Here is a 17799-nt window from a genome sequence, read left to right as displayed (position 1 = left end):
AACTCAATATTACTTCCTATTATTTTATTAATTATTTGCTCAATAAAATGTTATTAAGTTAATATGAATCCATATATTCCTATACTAATTAGTAAAAAAAACTATTTTTATAAAGTGTAATTATTCGGTTTTTAATTCATTAGGTAATAGTATTTCTTTAAAAATTAGAATGATATTTTTGTATCGTACAGAATATAGTAATATGATTTTTAAATAAAATTTGTATTTGACTATAGTTTTATTAAAAGTCGATAAAATATTTCTTATAAATAAGTTTATACATTAACATTCCTAAAATTTTGAGATAGTTAATATTATTCACAGTCTCAATACATACAATGCACATAAAATAGGTTAAGGACTAAATTTGAGAAAATCAACTTTTGAAAGTCTCTTAAATTTCTTCTCAAATAATATTTATTATGTCTCCACAAACAATATTTATAAGAGCTATTAAATTTTTAGGTTACTTTCTGAAAACATTACCAGTTAAGAATGGTTGGTCCTTTTATTTGATAGATCGCTATATCCTATCACAACTAATTGGACCTCTGGCTTTTTCAGTTGGCTTAGTATCTATACTTGGAGTAGCTATTGGTTATTTATCGGACCTGTCAAATAAAGTAGTAGAGTCTGATTTACCTTTAATACAAGCACTAGAAATTATATTCTTAAAAATTCCAGAATTTACTGCTTATGCCTTACCCATTTCCATGATGTTAAGTACTTTATTAACTTATGGACGTCTTAGCGGTGATAGTGAGTTAATTGCTTTACGAGTTTGTGGAGCTAGTCTTTATCGCCTGGTTATGCCTGCTTTTATAATAAGTTTGATAATGACAGGGATAACTTTTATATTTAGTGAATTAATAGTTCCAGCAGCTAATTACCGTGTTACTAGTATATTAGTTGAGCATCTCCAAGAAGAACGACCTTATTGGCAAAATAAAGATATTTTTTATCCTGATTATGAAAAGGTAGTGCTTCCTGACGGAAGCACTGAGAAACAACTAAAACATTTATTTTTTGCAGAAAAATTTGACGGTCAAAAACTTGAGACTTTAACAGTACTAGAATGGCTTGAAAAAAAATTAAATCGTATTGTTGTTTCAGATTCAGCAGCATGGAATGCACAAGATGAAACTTGGGATTTTTTTAATGGAACTATTTATCAACTAGCTCCAGATTCTTCTTATCAAGGAACCTATTCCTTTAAGCATAGACAGTTACCTCTAGCCAAATCTGCTTTTGAATTTATTCAAGAAGGTCGTGACCCTTATGAAATGAATATTTTTCAAGCACAAAAGTATATGAAAATTCTGAGAGTGATGGAAGATGAGCAAAAACTTCGTACTTTTCAAGTTAGAGTTCAACAAAAAATAGCTTTTCCTTTTATATGCATTGTATTTGGGGTAATTGGCTCTGCTCTGGGTACAAGCCCTCAGTATATCAATCGTGCAATGGGTTTTGGACTAAGTGTTGTAATTGTTTTCATATACTATCTTCTTGGCTTTTTAATTGGTAGTTTAGGTTTAATAGGTGTTGTTTCACCATTTATGGCTGCTTGGTTACCAAATGCTATTGGCTTAGGTATAGGATTATATTTACTTTATTGGTTTGCTGAATCTTAAGCTAGTTGTAAAAAAATTTCTTCAAGTAAAATACTAAAACTATATTGAATATTTAGCCAATTACCATAAAAAAAATCTCCTATTAATTATTTAAGTTTGAAATTGAACAAAATTATGCTAATTTATAGAGGTTGTTAAAATACCGCACATTCGAGACTTCGGGTGTTTCTGGAAAGAAATACACTTGAATGGAGGAATAACCCGAAATAGGAGAAAAAATCATGCCAGTAGTATCTCTCTCTGAACTGCTAGAATCTGGAGTACATTTTGGACATCAAACCCGCCGTTGGAATCCTAAAATGTCTCAGTATATCTACACAGCTCGTAATGGAGTTCATATTATCGATTTAGTGCAAACTGCACAGTTAATGGAAGATGCTTATCAATATGTCCGTAATGGATCTGATAAAGGAAAACGATTTTTATTTGTAGGAACCAAGAGACAAGCAGCAGGAATTATTGCTCAAGAAGCATCTCGTTGTGGAGCTAATTATGTTAACCAACGTTGGTTAGGCGGAATGCTCACTAATTGGGAGACCATTAAAACTAGAGTTGAGCGCTTGAAAGAATTAGAAGCGATGGAAGAAAGTGGTCAAATTGAAAAACGTCCTAAAAAAGAAGGAGCTGTATTAAGAAGAGAGTTAGGCAAATTGCAAAAATATTTAGGAGGCATTAAAACGATGCGTCGACCTCCTGATGTTGTTGTTATTGTGGATCAGCGACGTGAGTATAATGCTATCCAAGAGTGCCAAAAATTAGGAATTCCAATGATATCTTTATTAGATACAAATTGCGATCCTGATTATGCTGATATTCCTATTCCAGCTAATGATGATGCAATTCGTTCAATTAAGTTAATTTTAGGAAAACTAGCAGATGCTATAGATGAAGGATCTCATCGTCGCGTAAATGCAAATGACGACTATGAAACTTCTGATGAAAGTTTCATAGAAAATAATATTGAAAAAATTGAAGAAAGTACTTCTGTATCATCTAGTCTGGAAGGTGAAAATATAGAAGAAAAGGAAAATCAGGCTTAATTCTTTTTAAATAATGTCTCGAAAGATAAAAGTCGTTAATTTTCTTAACTTCACAAAGCTTTTACTCAAGATTGAGCTAACAACATTTTAGGATACCTTTATATGAAAGTAAATCAGCTAATTGATCTGTTTCATATACAAAAAAGCTTTTTAAGCTGTCCTTAATGTTACCCTCTCTTATGTCATGATTATTTACATTAAAAACAAGAATTAAAATGGTTGAAATTTCAGCAAAACTAGTTAAAGAACTCCGCGTAAAGACTGGTGCAGGCATGATGGACTGCAAGAAAGCGTTACAGGAAAATCAAGGTGAAATAGAAAAAGCAACAGAATGGTTGCGACAAAAAGGAATTACATCTGCTGAAAAAAAATCAGGCAGACAAACAGCAGAAGGCTTAGTCCATAGCTACATACATACAGGAGGTCGAATAGGAGTTCTTGTAGAAATTAATTGTGAAACAGATTTTGTTGCACGCAGAGATGAATTTAAAGAATTAGTTCAGAATATTGCTATGCAAATAGCTGCCTGTCCTAATGTTGAGTATGTTAATCAAGCCAATATTCCCCAGACAATTGTCAATAAAGAAATAGAAATTGAGATGGGGAGAGATGATTTAGGAAATAAGCCCGAAAATATTAAAGAGAAAATAGTCCAAGGACGAATTGAGAAGCGTAAAAAAGATCTTTCTCTTCTAGATCAACCTTTTATTAAAGATTCTAGTATTACGGTTGAGGAATTATTAAAGCAAAATATTTCACAACTTGGAGAAAATATTCAGGTTCGTCGTTTTACTCGTTTTGTTTTAGGAGAAGGGATTGAAAAACATGAAACTGATTTTGCCGCTGAAGTTGCAGCGCAAACAGGACAAATCGTAGGATAATCTTTTCTAGAGTAACTTTTATCAAAATAAAAACTTGATATTTGAAAAAAAGTAAAAAGAAAGTAGGTTATCTAAGATATAGTTAAAGACAAAAGTAGGTAAATATTCCTGGCTTTTGTCTTTTTTATATTTAAATTAATTTATGATGTTCAGTATATTATGAGATCTTTTCAAAGAATTAATCAAGAAAAAAAAGAGCTGGAAAAAAAGTCAACACAGCTTTTTTTTGAATTTAATAACATTTATAAAGATTACTTAAAATTATTAGGTTCTACATCAAATAAGCAATTAATATTAGCAGTTTATCAAATTTGTACTCATATTTATCCTAAATTATTTTTAAAGTTATCTAATAGTCAGAGAAAAGAGCTACAAGAAAAAATTAAAGAACTATGTAAAAGCTCTGAATTTCAATTTCTATCATATATGACTGTCCCGCAACCTATATCTTCAGAGGTAGTGGTGGGAGAAATATCAAAATATTTGTTTCCTTATAAAAAAGACAATATAAAACAGTTTCAAGATAAGAGAAAAAGACTATCGTTTACAAATAAATTAGATAAAAATGATAAAGATGAAGATAAAATTATCAATCCTGAAGATTTAATTAAATGGTGTAGAGGTATTGAACAAGGAATTCAAATAACTTTAAATAATTTTTCTCAAGAAATTAATAATAGATTAAAACAGAACAAAATTATTTCTAACTATTCAACATCTCATTTATTTGAAATAGGATCAAAAGTTGAAGACAAAAGATTTTTATCAGAAAGTTATCCTAATATCCTTAATTTACTAGTAGAAGAAAATGCAAGTAATAAGATATCAGAATTAGGGGGAAAAAATTCTAAAGAACCTTCCGTTATAAAAATATCTACGCTTCATTTAAAACTATCCGATATTGAATTCAATGATTCTGAATTAAGCTTTAGAAGAAAAAAAATTAGTCAGCAAACTGAAAAACTAAATCAAGTACAGAAAAAATATCAAAAAATTAAGAAAGAATATATTCAGGCAAAAGCAGAATCAGAATGGAACTCGAATTGGTGTAATTAATAATGTCATTACAATAGTTTTTATAGTAACTCTACACCGATATTAACTTAAATTTATTATTTAATTACTCCATGAGTAAAGATTATCTACGTTAATATTTAAGCTTTAGAAGTTTTATTATATAAAAAAATATACATACCCTATAGTTGCATTATAATTAATTATTCACTATTAAATACCTTCCATCCTATCCGAGTAGGTCTTTTGTATACTTGTCTTAATGTATTAATATCTTTTAAAGATATGGGAGCAAGAAATTTATTTGAGGAGTAATAAAGAGCATCTTTTTCGTCCGTGCTATGTCCCCAAATACCTATTCCATGTCCAATTTCATGTCGTGCCGCAGATAAAGTAGAAATTTCTCCTAAATTTGAACTAATATGTATCATCATTTGATGAAGTAGTATATTGTTGCAAATATGAAATTTATAGCTAGTTTGTGCTGTTTTTGCCTTTATTGTAGTTATATTCTTATTGCTTGAATTATTCTCTGTATTTAACGGTGGTTCAGCTCTTGAAATAACAATTTCTGCAAGTTCGATATTGGAAATTTCTACTATGGGCAAATAAGCACTCCATTCAAAAATTGCTTTTTTAACAGTACTGATCCATTGATTAACTCTTAGTTGTTCAATAGATATTCTATAATTATTTGTATGATTTTCTTCATCTATATAAATTTTGACTGGAAGTCTAGACCATACAAGATATCCTATCGAATTACTTTTAACTTTCTCCAAATAACTATCTAAAGAAATCTCATCGTTTAACTCCTTTAAAGTGATTGGTAAAGGATGAATTTGAGGTGAAGACAAAGAATTTATAAATTCATTCTCTTGCGCACTCAATGTAGATGATTTTGACATAAATACACTAAAGATAATAATTATTAATTTAAAATAATTGATAAATAACATGTTTAAAATTATTAGTTTTATTTTCTATATATTCATTTATGGAAGAGCAGACAAAGATACTTCTTTTCTGATAAAAATTTATTAAATAATAATAATTTTAATTTTCTATTAAGTAGTATTTAACTAGGTTTATGGAATGTAGTTTATTGATTGTATTCTCCTATAAAAACTCTTTCTGCGCTACCAGTCATGTATACTTTATTACTATCTTCTACCCACTCAATCAAAAGATTCCCTCCAGGCAACTCAACAGTGCATACTCGTTCAGCTCTATTAGTTATAACTCCAGCAACTACTGATGCACAAGCACCTGTTCCACAAGCAAGAGTAGCCCCTGCTCCCCTTTCCCAAACTCGCATCTTTAAGTGGTTAGGACGTACAATTTCAATAAATTCTGTATTAATACGTTCTGGAAAAGCAGAATGATATTCAAATAGTGGGCCTAATTTTTCCAAGTTAATCAGGTTAGTATCTTCGACAAATGTAATACAATGAGGATTACCCATATTGACACAAGTAACTAACCAATTTTTTTTCTCTATCTCTAATGGATAATTAATAACTGTATTATCTTTATCGCTTAAAGTTGTAGGAATCTGTTTATTTAAAAATAGAGGAGTCCCCATTTCCACTCTTACTTGTGTTTGAGTTTGTAGTTCGGCTTTTATAATACCTGCTAATGTCTTTATCCTATAGATTTTATTAGTTTGTTCAAAATTTTCTAAATTGCTGATAAAACTTATTAGGCAGCGAATTCCATTGCCGCACATTTCTGGCTCTGAACCATCAGAATTAAAAATATGCATGCCATAATCGCTAACTTTATCTCCAGATAAAAGAAAAATAACTCCATCAGCTCCAATTCCAAAATGACGGTTACACATTTTTAGTATCTGTCCAGAGGATAACAAAAGTTCAGAACTACTTCTATTATCAATTAAAATAAAATCATTACCTAAACCTTGATACTTAAAGAAATACATAATATGGACCTAATTTAATTATTCAAAAACACAATAATAATATGTAAAAGTTAATAAAAAATGTAAAAGTTAATAAAAATTACTAATTATGCTTACAATACTAATATTGTAAGCATAATTAGTAATTTTCTATATTATTAATAATTATGCTTATAATATTTTAAGACACTGAAACTTAAGGAACTATTTTAATTAATTGACGTCCTTTGGTAAGGAATATCAGGGGTAAACAGATATATCTTGGGTAAAGTTATGAGTCAAGCAATTTCGGCACCTGGACTATTTAGCCAATGGCAAAAATATCAATCTAAAGTGCCTCCGGAAAAACTCTCCAATTATGATCTTATTATCTTATGTCAGAAAGGTTCTCAGCCTGATAGAGGAGCATTTACTGAATTACTAAATCGCTACCAATCTCATGTTGATAGAGTTCTTTACCATTTAGCACCTGATTGGCAAGATCGTGCAGATCTAGCTCAAGAGGTTTGGATTCGTGTCTATAGAAATGTTAAAAGGCTTAATGAACCAGTAAAGTTTAGAGGGTGGCTGAGTCGCATTGCAACAAACTTATTCTATGATGAGCTTAGGAAGCGTAAACGAGTGCGTCATCCCATGTCTCTAGATGCGCCTAGAAGAGTAGATGATGGAGAAATAGAATGGGATATTATTTCAGATTATCCAAGTCCTGATGATAATCTTGCAACTCGTGAATTTTATGACCGTTTACAAGCTGCGATTGCTGGTCTACCAGAAGCATTTCGTGTCGCTATAGTCCTTCGTGAAATAGAAGGTTTAGCATATGAAGAAATTGCAGAAATGACAGAAGTTTCTCTAGGAACAGTTAAATCAAGGATCGCTAGAGCTAGAGCAAAGCTTCAAACTGTTTTACAAAAATATATTGATTAATTTTGGTCTTATTATTGTTTTATTCTTAATTAATAAAGAATATTACAAGAGTACTAATATTAATCTCCATCTCTGCAACCAAAGTTCTTGGTTTATATATAGGGAGGTTAGCAATGGTTTCTAATTCTGAATATAAGAAAAAATTAATAACAAATTATTGTAATAATTTAAAAGACGAGTCTAAGCGTTTCGAATTGCTTAGTGCTTATGTTGATGGTGAAGTAACGTCACAAGAGATTAAGGCAATTGAATATTGGTTAGATACTGATCCAAATTTTAATAGGTCGTATAAGATATTATTGCGAATTAAAAGAGAAACCTTTGTTATTTCTAGACCTATAAATATTAGTATTAGTTCTAAATCTACTTTATCTCAAAATATTTTTTATAAAATTGATTCTCAAAAGCGTAAAAAAATTAATACGATTCTTAGTGGTCTGGGTACTATGGCTATGATATTTGGGACTATTTGGTTACAAGATGGATTTGTATTTCATCATTATGTTCAAAAAAATCAAAATCAGGCTTTGACAATCGCATTGAATAGGCCTGTATTAGAGATACCAAACAAAATTAGATAATAAAAATTTTATTTTTTGATATTACATGATTATTTAAACTATGGATATTTATATATTCCAAAAATTAATTTAGTGTATAAAATAACTTTTATTTAACTTTATAGTTCACACTTAATTCAAAGACTTAATTCTTTTATATAGTTATTTATATAATTTTTAGAATAAAAAATAATAACTCAGCAGATTATTCTAACAGATAATATATTTATAGCTATGACTAATATTAATAATTATAAAAGCATACTGTCTGATCTGATAGCCAAAAATCTTAACCGTGTTGATTATCTCTCTATTAGACTTGAGACTTCTAAAGGAACAAATATTCGATTAGAAAAAAACATAACAGAAAATTTTAATGAAACTATTTCAAAAGGGGGGCAGGTACGTGCTTGTTACAAGGGAGGATGGGGTTTTGCCTCTTTTAACTCTTTCTCTCACTTATCTCAAAGTATAGAAAAAGCAGTTAGTGCAGCAATTCTAGTAGGAATAAACAGAACTATTCTTGCACCAGTTATTCCTATTCAAACTACATGTGAACTTCCTTTAACTAGTCGTAATCCGTTTAAAGTTAGTTTACTAGAAAAGAAAGAATTATGTCATAGATATAACGATATCTTGCAAAGTGTAAGCCATCTAATTAAAAATACTTCAGTTAGCTATAATGACAGCTCTCATAACGTAATCATAGCAACGTCTGAAGGAACAATGATTGATCAATCTTGGATTGATATTGAAATGAGATTTTCGGCAATTGCACAAAATGGTGAAAATTTAAAAATTGGGAGAGAAACTATTGGATCAAGGGAAGGCTATGATAAATTAACTGGATTAGATAAAAAAGTCAGAAGTGCAGCGACAAGAGCTGTAAATTCTTTAGCTATACCTTCAGTAAAAGGTGGACATTACACAGTTGTTATAGATCCAGTATTAACTGGATTATTTGTACATGAAGCTTTTGGACATTTTTCAGAAGCTGATATGTTTTGTAAAAATCCTGATCTTTTAAAAGTAGTAGGTTTAGGAAGAAAATTTGGACCTAAAATATTACAGATTTTTGATGGAGCAGCACCTCAAGGACATCGAGGAAGTTACTTTTATGATGATGAAGGAGTTCCAGCCACAACTACTCAGTTAGTTGAGGATGGTTTGGTAGTTGGTAGACTTCACTCTCGTGAAACTGCGGGAAAACTAAATGAACGTCCTACTGGTAATGCACGTTGTTTAAATTATTATTATCCTCCTTTAGTTCGAATGACTAATACTTGGATTGAACGTGGCAAGACTCCAGTTAAAAATTTATTTGATGGTATCAAGCAAGGGATTTATGCAAAAAATTGGTTAGGCGGAATGACAAATGGAGAAATATATACTTTTAGTGCAGGTGAGGCTTGGATGATAAGGAATGGCCAAATTTCCGAACCAATAAGAGATGTTACATTATCAGGAAATACATTTAAAACATTAGGAAATATTGAAGCAATTGGTGATGATTTTTATTGGGATGAATCAGGAGGTTGTTGTAAAAATGGTCAAAATGGCCTGGCTGTCGGTTGCGGAGGACCAAGCTTACGTATCAACAATGTAATGATTGGAGGGAAAATATAATAATATAATTTAAGAAAGAAGACGACTAAGAATTTGTTTTAACACAATAGCTGTCCAAGTAATATCATCTTTACTAGTATTTTTACCTAAAGTTAAACGAATTCCACTTACTGCATCACTCGCAGAATAACCCATAGCTAATAGCACTGGGCTAGGAATTAATTTACCGCTATGACAAGCTGATCCAGCGCTAATACCGATACCTGCTAAATTCATATGACGAACTATAGTCTGACCAGTGATCTTTTTCAATTTTTGGTTTTTTGATAAATTTGAAAAGATAAAACTTGCATGATGGGGAAGGCGATATTTTTTATCCCCACTAACAATCAAATATGGATAATCAGACATATATTTGAATAATTGGTTTCGTAACTGCATTAGTCTATTGCTTTCTTCAATCATCTCTCTACAAATTAATTCTGTAGCCAATCCAAAACCAGCAATGGTAGCTAAAGATTGAGTTCCGGAACGTATTCCTTTTTCTTGCCCTCCTCCATGGAATAAGGGAGAAACTATACTTCCTGGACGTATGTACAAAGCTCCTATACCCTGGGTTCCATAAATTTTATGAGCTGAGAAAGATAGTAAATCAATATTTAAATCTTGAACATTGATAGCTAATTTACCAATTGCTTGTGCTGCATCTGTATGAAAGAGAATGCCATAACTTTTTGCAATTTCAGATAATTCTTTAATGGGCTGTAGAGTTCCTACTTCACTTTGTCCATAAATTATAGAAATAAGAACAGTATTTTTTCTGATAGCAGCTTTTAGATCAAAAGGATTAACTTTACCTTGATAATCTACAGGTAAACGAGTGATTTCCCACCCATGAGTCTCTAAAAATTTTATAGGCTTATTAATTGATGAATGTTCAACACTCGAAATAATAATATGTTGTCTTCTTTTATGTTGCTTAGCTGTACCTAAAATGGCTAAATTATTGGCTTCAGTCCCTCCTGAAGTAAAAATGATTGATTCTATGTCATTAGCTTTGATTGAATTAGCTATTTGTATTCTTGCTCTTTCTAGAATCATGGAAGCTTTTTTACCCCATTGATGTGTGCTGGAAGGGTTACCCCAGCCTTGAGTACAAACCTGATTGATATAAGTAACTACTTCTGGGCGAGGAGGTGTTGTAGAACTATAGTCAAGATAAATTTGCATTGTAAAGATGATGATTTAATTAATATTGCTGTAATTTAACTGATAGATTTTTTGTTGTCTTTAAAAAATTATTAATAGTAATATCAATATGTATTCTATTATTTAGATATATTTTAATGAACATATATTGTATAAAATTATTAATTAATCTTTTTTCTAATAGATTAAAACAAAAATATTTCTATATTTACTAATTTTTTTAAGATGGCATTTACTTTACTGAATAAACCATTAGAATCTCTAATAAAAAAAGAACATTGGACTCATTATCATAGATACTTAGAAGTATGTAACATATGGAAAAATGTAGTTACGAATAACACATTAACTAATACAAGTATATTATCTATTAATCAAAATATTGTCTATATTACAACTTCAAGTTCAGGATGGTCTCAAGAACTGTCATTTCAGAAATATTCCTTACTGAAAAAAATTAATCAGCAACTATCAGACAATCCGATAGATAAGCTTCATTTTTCCTCAGCTAAATGGTCTGGTAAAAAAATTTCTTGTTCTAATCTAAGTGAACAGAAAAAAAAATGTTTTTTCTCTCATAATGATTCATATGAATTTGATAAAAAAATTATTACAGAAAAAAATCAAACACCTCAAGAAGCTTTTACAGGATGGACTAAAGTCATCAAAAAAAGATTAAAGTCTTTTTCAGTTTGTCCACAATGTAAACGTCCAGCTTCTCTACATGAATTAGAAAGATGGTCAAAATGCTATCTTTGTATAAGATAAAAACTCTAAAAATATATAAAATCAATAATTATTCATAAAAAATAATAACAATGACATCAAAATAATTTTTCTAGGACATGATTACTAATATAAAAACTAGCATGATTTTACTCCTATATCTTATGATTGCAGAAGGACGTTTATCTCATCAAACACAGATATCTCAAGTTTAATGGCTTAGGTATCTTTTGCGAACCTTTGTTACTGACTAACTTATGGACTTTTCTAGCAATATTGCCAGCCAACTGAATGCTGGAACAATTCTTCCTGAAGGAATTGTCATTATCACTTTAATCTCGATTCTCGTTGGAGATTTAATTGGAGGACGTAACGCCAGGATATGGCTTCCTTATGGAGCAATAATTGGCTTGTTTGCTTCATTAATTTCTCTTTGCATTAATTGGAACAACCCTTCTACTATAAGCTTCCTAGGAAGCTTTAATGGGGATCATTTAAGTATTATTTTTAGAGCAATTATTGCTTTATCTACAATTATTACTATTTCTATGTCTATTCGATATGTAGAACAGACAGGAACACCTTTAGCAGAATTTATTGTCATCATGCTAACAGCTACGCTTGGAGGCATGTTTCTTTCTGGTGCTAATGAACTGGTAATGATTTTTATTTCTATGGAGATGTTAAGTATTTCCTCATATCTAATGACAGGATATATGAAACGAGATCCCCGTTCTAATGAAGCAGCTTTAAAGTATCTTTTAATAGGAGCTTCTAGCACGGCTATTTTTCTTTATGGAGCCTCTCTCCTTTATGGGATATCAGGAGGAGAAACAATTCTCAGCTCTATATCTAGTAGTTTTATAGGTAGTAGTCATAGTTCTTCTCTGGAACTAGCAGTTGCTTTAGTATTCATGATTGCTGGTATTGGATTTAAAATATCTGCAGTTCCTTTTCATCAGTGGACTCCAGATGTATATGAAGGATCACCTACGCCAGTAGTTGCTTTTCTTTCTGTTGGATCTAAAACAGCTGGTTTCGCTTTAGCTATTCGCTTGTTAGTAACTGCTTTTTCCTCCATAACGGATGAGTGGCATTTAATTTTTACTGCCTTAGCTATCATGAGTATGATTTTGGGGAATATAGTAGCTTTGGCTCAAACTAGTATGAAAAGAATGCTAGCCTATTCCTCAATTGCTCAAGCGGGATTTATAATGATAGGTCTAATTGCAGGTACAGATACTGGATATTCTAGTATGCTATTTTACCTACTAGTGTACTTATTTATGAATTTAGGAGCTTTTAGTGGAGTAATTCTTTTCTCTCTCCAAACTGGAACAGATAAAATTAGTGATTATGCAGGACTATACCAAAAAGATCCCCTATTGACTTTGTGTCTTAGTATATCTTTACTGTCTCTCGGTGGTATACCTCCTCTAGCAGGATTTTTTGGCAAAATTTATATTTTCTGGGCTGGATGGCAGTCTGAACTTTATGGTCTAGTTTTATTAGGATTAATTACTAGTGTTATATCTATTTACTATTACATTCGTGTAGTAAAAATGATGGTTGTCAAAGAAGAAGCCGAAATGTCTGATGCTGTTAAAAATTATCCTAAAGTCAGGTGGAACTTGGTAGGTATGAGGCCTTTGCAAGTTGGCCTAGTTCTATCTGTAGTAGCAACTTCTTTAATAGGAATCTTATCTAATCCTTTAATTAACTTAGCTCATGATTCAGTGATCAGTACCCCAATCTTACAAGCAAGTGCTAACAATATTCATGTTTCTCAAACAGAAGCATTGGTTTTGTCAATAGATTAAAACTTTGGTTTTGATAAGATTAGTAATAATCAGGTAGGTATTATACCTACCTGATTAATCACATAACCGATGACGTAATCTCAATACTTTATTTTGGCCCAGGTAACTGAAATGGACTAATATTTTTTACCTAAAATCGTTATACATACTATAAGAATAGTAGTTTGAAACAATAATTGTTAAAGCATTCATAATATAATCGCTTATATTTTTAGAAATATTTTAGCATTACAGAATCAGAATTATTTTAATCTCCAATTTCCTCAATAATACCTCCAGCTAGAACAATATCATCGTCATACAAAACAGCCGCTTGTCCAGCTGTGATTCCGAATTGTGATTGTTCAAAAATTAGTTTATAACGATTATTCTCTACAGGTATTATGGTCGCAGAAACTGCAAGAGAACGATATCTAACTTGAACTTTCACATTCATAGAGATATCTGGCTTAGATATAGATATCCAATTTACGTCTTTAATAATACAACTAGAATGAAATCCTTCAGTACGATTACCCACAACTACTTGATTATTATATAAATTTAGTTTTAAGACATATAAAGGTTCTGAGGATGATATCCCTAACCCTTTTCTTTGTCCAATAGTATAGTTATGGATGCCTTTATGTGTACCTAGAACTTCACCTTTTGAGTTAACTATGTCTCCTGTTTGAGGTTTAATATATTTTTCTAAAAAGGATGCCATGGAACCATAAGACTCGATAAGACAGAGATCCTGACTTTCTGGCTTGTTTGCAGTTCTAAGTTTAAATTCGGTAGCCATACGACGGGTATCTTCTTTAGTTTGTTCTCCTAATGGAAATATTGTTTTAGCTAAAATATCTTGAGGAAGATCATACAGAAAATAGGATTGATCTTTATTAGGATCAATTGCTCTCAGTAATTTATATTTGTCAGTTTCCTTATCATAACGTATACGAGCATAATGCCCGGTAGCTATTAGATCGCAGTCCAACTCTTGCTGAGCATAATCTAACATTGGTTTAAATTTTACAGAGCGGTTACATTGGGAACAAGGCAAAGGAGTTATTCCAGATTTATATCCTGACACTAAATAATCTATAATATTTTTTTTAAATAGTTCCTTAGCATCTACGATATAATGAGGGATATTTAATTGTTCACAAATATGTGCTGCATCGACCATTCCTTCTGAACAACATTGACCTTTTCCTTTCATTAACCATAAAGTTAAACCAGAAACTTCATAACCTTGATCACACAGACTCGCAGCAGCTACTGAACTATCCACTCCGCCCGATAAACCTACAACAATTTTACTCATCATTAAATATTTTTTATAAATAAGAAATTAATTATTTATTCTAAATTAACATCTTAAATAAAATAATAGTAATACTTTAATAAAGTTGAATAAAAATAAATAATCTATGTCTTCTAATAATCTTTTTCTTAAATTCAACATAAAAATTTTTATTTTTACAATTTTACTAACTGTAAGTTTATTGTTTGCTGATAGGCAATTACAAAATTATTTCATTCAACCGAAGGTTATATTTATATTAGGTGGACATGAGGAAAGACAGCGTTTTGCGGCAAAGCTAGCCCTCAAATATACTAATTCACCTCTCTTAATATCTTCAGGTGGTCCACAAAAATATTTAACTAAAATTTTTACAAACGCAGGAGTTAACAATAATAGAATTTATTTAGACTATAGAGCAAAAGATACAGTTACTAATTTTGTGAGTTTAATTAAAAAATTAAAAATCCAAAAAATAAAGAGTATTTATCTTGTAACATCAAATAATCATATCAGCCGTGCCAAAATTATAGGAGAAATTATATTTGGAACCCAAGGAATAATATTAAAACCATTTCCTGTTCCCTCTAACGCACCTTCAGAGCCTTTTGAAAAACTTATTAGAGATGGAGGTAGATCCCTGCTATGGATGATTCAATAATAAGTTAACTTTCTGAAAGTAACAAGAAAAATTTAGATAGCCATGCATACTGCCATAGTTAAATTCAGTCAATAACAACCATATCTCATCAATGAGTCTAATGATAATTAATACAATACTGAGGATACTTTAATGAATTGGTTACTGGTTTGGATAATATCAATTACTTCCCAATTTTTTATTACTGTAATAGTTGTTGCTCAAAAGACAGAAGAGCTTTACACACAGCATAAGAAAAACCCAATAGCAGATAAAGTCAATCTCAATAAATCTTCTTATCAAGTAGGTAGAATAACTAAAGTTGTCTCTAATGAAAAAGGGAGTATCTTATTTATTGAATTACCTGATAAAAGTGAATTAAGATTTTATTATTCAGGTAATTCTTTAATCAAAAATGAGCAAGTTTTAGTTTATCAAAAAAACGGTAGTCATTTTCTTGTTGAAGCTTCTAATCCGAAGCGATAAATAGAAAAAACTATAATAAATTTATTAAAAATATTTTACACCTTAAAATTAACTAATTATTCTAAAGCTAATCTACCTTGTTTGCTTAATCTAACTAATACAAAATATATAAAATATGCAGCATATATTGATAATCCTACAAGTCCTATAAAGCCTAAGAAAACAGGCGTTGCGTTGTTATGAAAAATCAACCAATACTTAACGGGAGCAGCAATCCAAGCTTGACACGAAGAAGTCCCTAAAGCTTTTGCATAAATTAAGCAAGAGAAAAAAGGAATACGCAATATAATGCCTATAGCACTATAGGCAGTTACAGACCACCTCCATGAAACAAGTACTAACTTGAGAAAACTCCATGATAAATCTTTAATTTCATCGTTTAAATCTATCCAAAACCATAGAGAAATTGGAATTAAAATACGAGCTAAAATAGCAGTAATAAAACCCAAATGTGTACATAATATTTCAAAAGAACCATTTCCTCCATTCCAACCAGGTATTAATAAATAAATGGTAATTAACAATAAACTAGAAACTCGCCAATAAATAACTAGTAAACGCCCGATTGAATCAATCCTTTGGAGAAAAGCTAAAATTGTTAATATTGCGGGTATGGTAATGGCATAGATTATTGCTAATCGATAATCTATCCATATAAGAGGCTGAAACCAAAGATTTTCCATAATTTTAATAAATTTATTAATAATCTTTCAATACATTTCTAAAAAATACTTTAGTAAATTTTTTATTATTTATCTTTTTTATTATTTTCTATAATTACAGAAGATCCACGACCTTGTGTAAAATAATTCCATATCCATTGAATTAAGACAACTAGTTTATTATCAAATTCGATAAGATAATAGATATGGACCCAAATCCAAATAAACCAAGCTAAAAATCCAGAAAGTTTGATAAATTTGAAGTCTGCCACAGCTTTGTTTTTTCCTATAACTGCCATACTACCATAATCTTTATAAACAAAAGATGGTAGTGATTCACCTTTTAATTGTTTTTGTATTAATTTAGCGACATACTTAGCTTGTTGCATCGCCACAGGAGCTATTCCAGGTAAAGGTTTATTATTTTGATGAGAAAAGCTTGATAAATCTCCTATCACAAAAATATCTGGGAAGCCTATAATACTGAGATCTGGTTCAACAATAACTCGACCAGCCCTATCTATTTGTGCGCCAGTTTTTTCAGCTAATTTTTTGCCAATTGACGATGCTTTGACTCCTGCAGCCCATAAAATCGTATGAGAAGTAATTTGTTCGTATTTCTCTCCTTTGCGTAACACAATATTATTTTCACTTATACTTGTTACCATTGATTGAGTATGTATTGTTACGCCGAGATTGCACAACTCTTGCTCTGCTTTAGATGAAAGCTCTGTAGGATAGGGGGGAAGTACTCTTTCTAACCCTTCAATCAATATAATCTTGGCATCTTTAGGCGTGAAATTATTAAAATTACCTTTCATAGAACTATTAACAATTTCGGCTACTGCCCCAGCTAGCTCTACTCCAGTAGGTCCGCCACCTACTATTACAAATGTTAACCAAGCTTGTCTTTTTATTGGGTCGTTTTCCTTCTCAGCTGCTTCAAAAGCCCCAAAAACACGATTACGTATTTCTAGAGCATCTTCGACAGTACTAAGACCTGGGGCATGATTTTCCCACTGATCGTTGCCAAAATAGTGATGAGTTGATCCAGTTGCTAAGATAAGAATGTCATAAGAAATAGATTTATCATCATCAAGAATAATTTGTTTATCTTTGGGTTTTAGATCAACAACAGAATTTAGTAGTACTTGTACATTTTTATGTTGACGTAAAATTAATCTTAAAGGTGATGCTATGTCAGATGGAGAAAGACCACCTGTGGCGACTTGATACAGTAATGGCTGAAAAAGATGAAAATTACGCTTATCAATTAAAGTAACTTGTACAGAAGATTGTTTCAGGGCTTTTGCTGTATATAATCCTCCAAATCCACCACCAACAATAACAACTTTTGCTTCTTTTTTGTCAACATTACAATTCATAGTTATTTTAAACTCCTAAAAAACAATCTAAAGCTTGAAATTTGCT

Annotated in this window: 17 protein-coding genes; 11 read left to right on the top strand and 6 right to left on the bottom strand. The window is 30.8% G+C overall.

Going from position 1 to position 17799, the window contains the following annotated elements; genetic code table 11:
* Positions 1-422: 422 nt before the first annotated feature.
* The 4 genes from UCYN_RS02345 (at position 423) to UCYN_RS02330 (ending at position 4608) form a co-directional block, all read left to right on the top strand.
* Positions 423-1631 carry an LptF/LptG family permease gene (locus tag UCYN_RS02345; protein ID WP_012953897.1) on the top strand — a complete coding sequence of 403 codons (1209 nt, stop codon included), beginning with the start codon at positions 423-425 and terminating at the stop codon, positions 1629-1631.
* A 221-nt stretch (positions 1632-1852) separates the two neighbouring features.
* Complete coding sequence (rpsB, locus tag UCYN_RS02340) at positions 1853-2671, top strand: 30S ribosomal protein S2 (protein WP_012953896.1); 819 nt, start codon at positions 1853-1855, stop codon at positions 2669-2671.
* Positions 2672-2886: 215 nt separating this feature from the next.
* Positions 2887-3552, top strand: coding sequence for a translation elongation factor Ts (tsf, locus tag UCYN_RS02335; protein ID WP_012953895.1), 666 nt, complete (start codon positions 2887-2889; stop codon positions 3550-3552).
* Between the two features lie 159 nt (positions 3553-3711).
* The gene (locus UCYN_RS02330) at positions 3712-4608 is read left to right on the top strand and encodes a hypothetical protein (RefSeq protein WP_012953894.1); all 897 of its coding nucleotides are present in this window, start codon (positions 3712-3714) and stop codon (positions 4606-4608) included.
* A 161-nt stretch (positions 4609-4769) separates the two neighbouring features.
* Here UCYN_RS02330 and UCYN_RS02325 read toward each other — a convergent pair whose 3' ends face one another.
* Together UCYN_RS02325 and dapF are read right to left on the bottom strand one after the other, a co-directional pair.
* Positions 4770-5474 (bottom strand): GIY-YIG nuclease family protein, encoded by a 705-nt coding sequence (locus tag UCYN_RS02325; protein ID WP_012953893.1) that lies wholly within the window; start codon positions 5472-5474, stop codon positions 4770-4772.
* Between the two features lie 194 nt (positions 5475-5668).
* The gene (gene dapF, locus UCYN_RS02320; protein ID WP_012953892.1) at positions 5669-6508 is read right to left on the bottom strand and encodes a diaminopimelate epimerase; all 840 of its coding nucleotides are present in this window, start codon (positions 6506-6508) and stop codon (positions 5669-5671) included.
* Between the two features lie 252 nt (positions 6509-6760).
* On the opposite strand from dapF, the gene UCYN_RS02315 reads away from it, so the two are divergent.
* The 3 genes from UCYN_RS02315 (at position 6761) to UCYN_RS02305 (ending at position 9600) form a co-directional block, all read left to right on the top strand.
* Entirely contained in the window at positions 6761-7414 is a 654-nt protein-coding gene (locus UCYN_RS02315; RefSeq protein WP_012953891.1) for a sigma-70 family RNA polymerase sigma factor, read from the top strand.
* A gap of 113 nt (positions 7415-7527) precedes the next feature.
* Positions 7528-7995: an anti-sigma factor family protein gene (locus tag UCYN_RS02310; RefSeq protein ID WP_012953890.1), complete on the top strand. Its 468-nt coding sequence runs from the start codon at positions 7528-7530 to the stop codon at positions 7993-7995.
* Positions 7996-8208: 213 nt separating this feature from the next.
* Positions 8209-9600: a TldD/PmbA family protein gene (locus UCYN_RS02305; protein WP_012953889.1), complete on the top strand. Its 1392-nt coding sequence runs from the start codon at positions 8209-8211 to the stop codon at positions 9598-9600.
* Between the two features lie 9 nt (positions 9601-9609).
* Here UCYN_RS02305 and UCYN_RS02300 read toward each other — a convergent pair whose 3' ends face one another.
* Complete coding sequence (locus UCYN_RS02300; protein WP_012953888.1) at positions 9610-10770, bottom strand: cysteine desulfurase family protein; 1161 nt, start codon at positions 10768-10770, stop codon at positions 9610-9612.
* Positions 10771-10974: 204 nt separating this feature from the next.
* Between UCYN_RS02300 and UCYN_RS02295 the strand changes: the two genes are divergently transcribed.
* Together UCYN_RS02295 and UCYN_RS02290 are read left to right on the top strand one after the other, a co-directional pair.
* Complete coding sequence (locus UCYN_RS02295) at positions 10975-11517, top strand: DciA family protein (RefSeq protein WP_012953887.1); 543 nt, start codon at positions 10975-10977, stop codon at positions 11515-11517.
* 215 nt (positions 11518-11732) lie between these two features.
* Complete coding sequence (locus UCYN_RS02290; RefSeq protein ID WP_012953886.1) at positions 11733-13295, top strand: NAD(P)H-quinone oxidoreductase subunit N; 1563 nt, start codon at positions 11733-11735, stop codon at positions 13293-13295.
* 247 nt (positions 13296-13542) lie between these two features.
* Here UCYN_RS02290 and mnmA read toward each other — a convergent pair whose 3' ends face one another.
* On the bottom strand, positions 13543-14601 hold the full coding sequence (gene mnmA / locus UCYN_RS02285) for a tRNA 2-thiouridine(34) synthase MnmA (protein WP_012953885.1): 1059 nt from the start codon (positions 14599-14601) through the stop codon (positions 13543-13545).
* A gap of 106 nt (positions 14602-14707) precedes the next feature.
* Between mnmA and UCYN_RS02280 the strand changes: the two genes are divergently transcribed.
* Both UCYN_RS02280 and UCYN_RS02275 read left to right on the top strand, forming a co-directional pair.
* A complete protein-coding gene (locus tag UCYN_RS02280; protein WP_012953884.1) occupies positions 14708-15241 on the top strand; it encodes a YdcF family protein in 534 nt (177 codons plus the stop codon).
* 132 nt (positions 15242-15373) lie between these two features.
* Complete coding sequence (locus UCYN_RS02275) at positions 15374-15706, top strand: hypothetical protein (RefSeq protein WP_012953883.1); 333 nt, start codon at positions 15374-15376, stop codon at positions 15704-15706.
* Positions 15707-15762: 56 nt separating this feature from the next.
* Here the strand turns inward: UCYN_RS02275 and UCYN_RS02270 are convergent, their stop codons facing one another.
* Complete coding sequence (locus UCYN_RS02270) at positions 15763-16389, bottom strand: DUF3177 family protein (RefSeq protein WP_012953882.1); 627 nt, start codon at positions 16387-16389, stop codon at positions 15763-15765.
* Positions 16390-16454: 65 nt separating this feature from the next.
* Positions 16455-17753 (bottom strand): NAD(P)/FAD-dependent oxidoreductase, encoded by a 1299-nt coding sequence (locus UCYN_RS02265; RefSeq protein WP_012953881.1) that lies wholly within the window; start codon positions 17751-17753, stop codon positions 16455-16457.
* Positions 17754-17799: the final 46 nt, after the last annotated feature.

This window comes from Candidatus Atelocyanobacterium thalassa isolate ALOHA, assembly GCF_000025125.1.
Taxonomy (GTDB): domain Bacteria; phylum Cyanobacteriota; class Cyanobacteriia; order Cyanobacteriales; family Microcystaceae; genus Atelocyanobacterium; species Atelocyanobacterium thalassae.
The sequence above is the reverse complement of the archived record's forward strand: the minus strand, read 5'-3'. Positions and strand labels throughout refer to the sequence as shown.

Excerpts from the sequence above, each read along its gene's own strand:
- UCYN_RS02330 (WP_012953894.1), top strand. The coding sequence starts at position 3,712 with ATGAGATCTTTTCAAAGAATTAATCAAGAAAAAAAAGAGCTGGAAAAA.
- UCYN_RS02300 (WP_012953888.1), bottom strand. The coding sequence starts at position 10,770 with ATGCAAATTTATCTTGACTATAGTTCTACAACACCTCCTCGCCCAGAA.
- UCYN_RS02305 (WP_012953889.1), top strand. The coding sequence starts at position 8,209 with ATGACTAATATTAATAATTATAAAAGCATACTGTCTGATCTGATAGCC.
- UCYN_RS02295 (WP_012953887.1), top strand. The coding sequence starts at position 10,975 with ATGGCATTTACTTTACTGAATAAACCATTAGAATCTCTAATAAAAAAA.
- UCYN_RS02290 (WP_012953886.1), top strand. The coding sequence starts at position 11,733 with ATGGACTTTTCTAGCAATATTGCCAGCCAACTGAATGCTGGAACAATT.
- UCYN_RS02280 (WP_012953884.1), top strand. The coding sequence starts at position 14,708 with ATGTCTTCTAATAATCTTTTTCTTAAATTCAACATAAAAATTTTTATT.
- UCYN_RS02265 (WP_012953881.1), bottom strand. The coding sequence starts at position 17,753 with ATGAATTGTAATGTTGACAAAAAAGAAGCAAAAGTTGTTATTGTTGGT.
- rpsB (WP_012953896.1), top strand. The coding sequence starts at position 1,853 with ATGCCAGTAGTATCTCTCTCTGAACTGCTAGAATCTGGAGTACATTTT.
- UCYN_RS02345 (WP_012953897.1), top strand. The coding sequence starts at position 423 with ATGTCTCCACAAACAATATTTATAAGAGCTATTAAATTTTTAGGTTAC.
- UCYN_RS02315 (WP_012953891.1), top strand. The coding sequence starts at position 6,761 with ATGAGTCAAGCAATTTCGGCACCTGGACTATTTAGCCAATGGCAAAAA.
- mnmA (WP_012953885.1), bottom strand. The coding sequence starts at position 14,601 with ATGAGTAAAATTGTTGTAGGTTTATCGGGCGGAGTGGATAGTTCAGTA.
- UCYN_RS02275 (WP_012953883.1), top strand. The coding sequence starts at position 15,374 with ATGAATTGGTTACTGGTTTGGATAATATCAATTACTTCCCAATTTTTT.
- tsf (WP_012953895.1), top strand. The coding sequence starts at position 2,887 with ATGGTTGAAATTTCAGCAAAACTAGTTAAAGAACTCCGCGTAAAGACT.
- UCYN_RS02270 (WP_012953882.1), bottom strand. The coding sequence starts at position 16,389 with ATGGAAAATCTTTGGTTTCAGCCTCTTATATGGATAGATTATCGATTA.
- dapF (WP_012953892.1), bottom strand. The coding sequence starts at position 6,508 with ATGTATTTCTTTAAGTATCAAGGTTTAGGTAATGATTTTATTTTAATT.
- UCYN_RS02310 (WP_012953890.1), top strand. The coding sequence starts at position 7,528 with ATGGTTTCTAATTCTGAATATAAGAAAAAATTAATAACAAATTATTGT.
- UCYN_RS02325 (WP_012953893.1), bottom strand. The coding sequence starts at position 5,474 with ATGTCAAAATCATCTACATTGAGTGCGCAAGAGAATGAATTTATAAAT.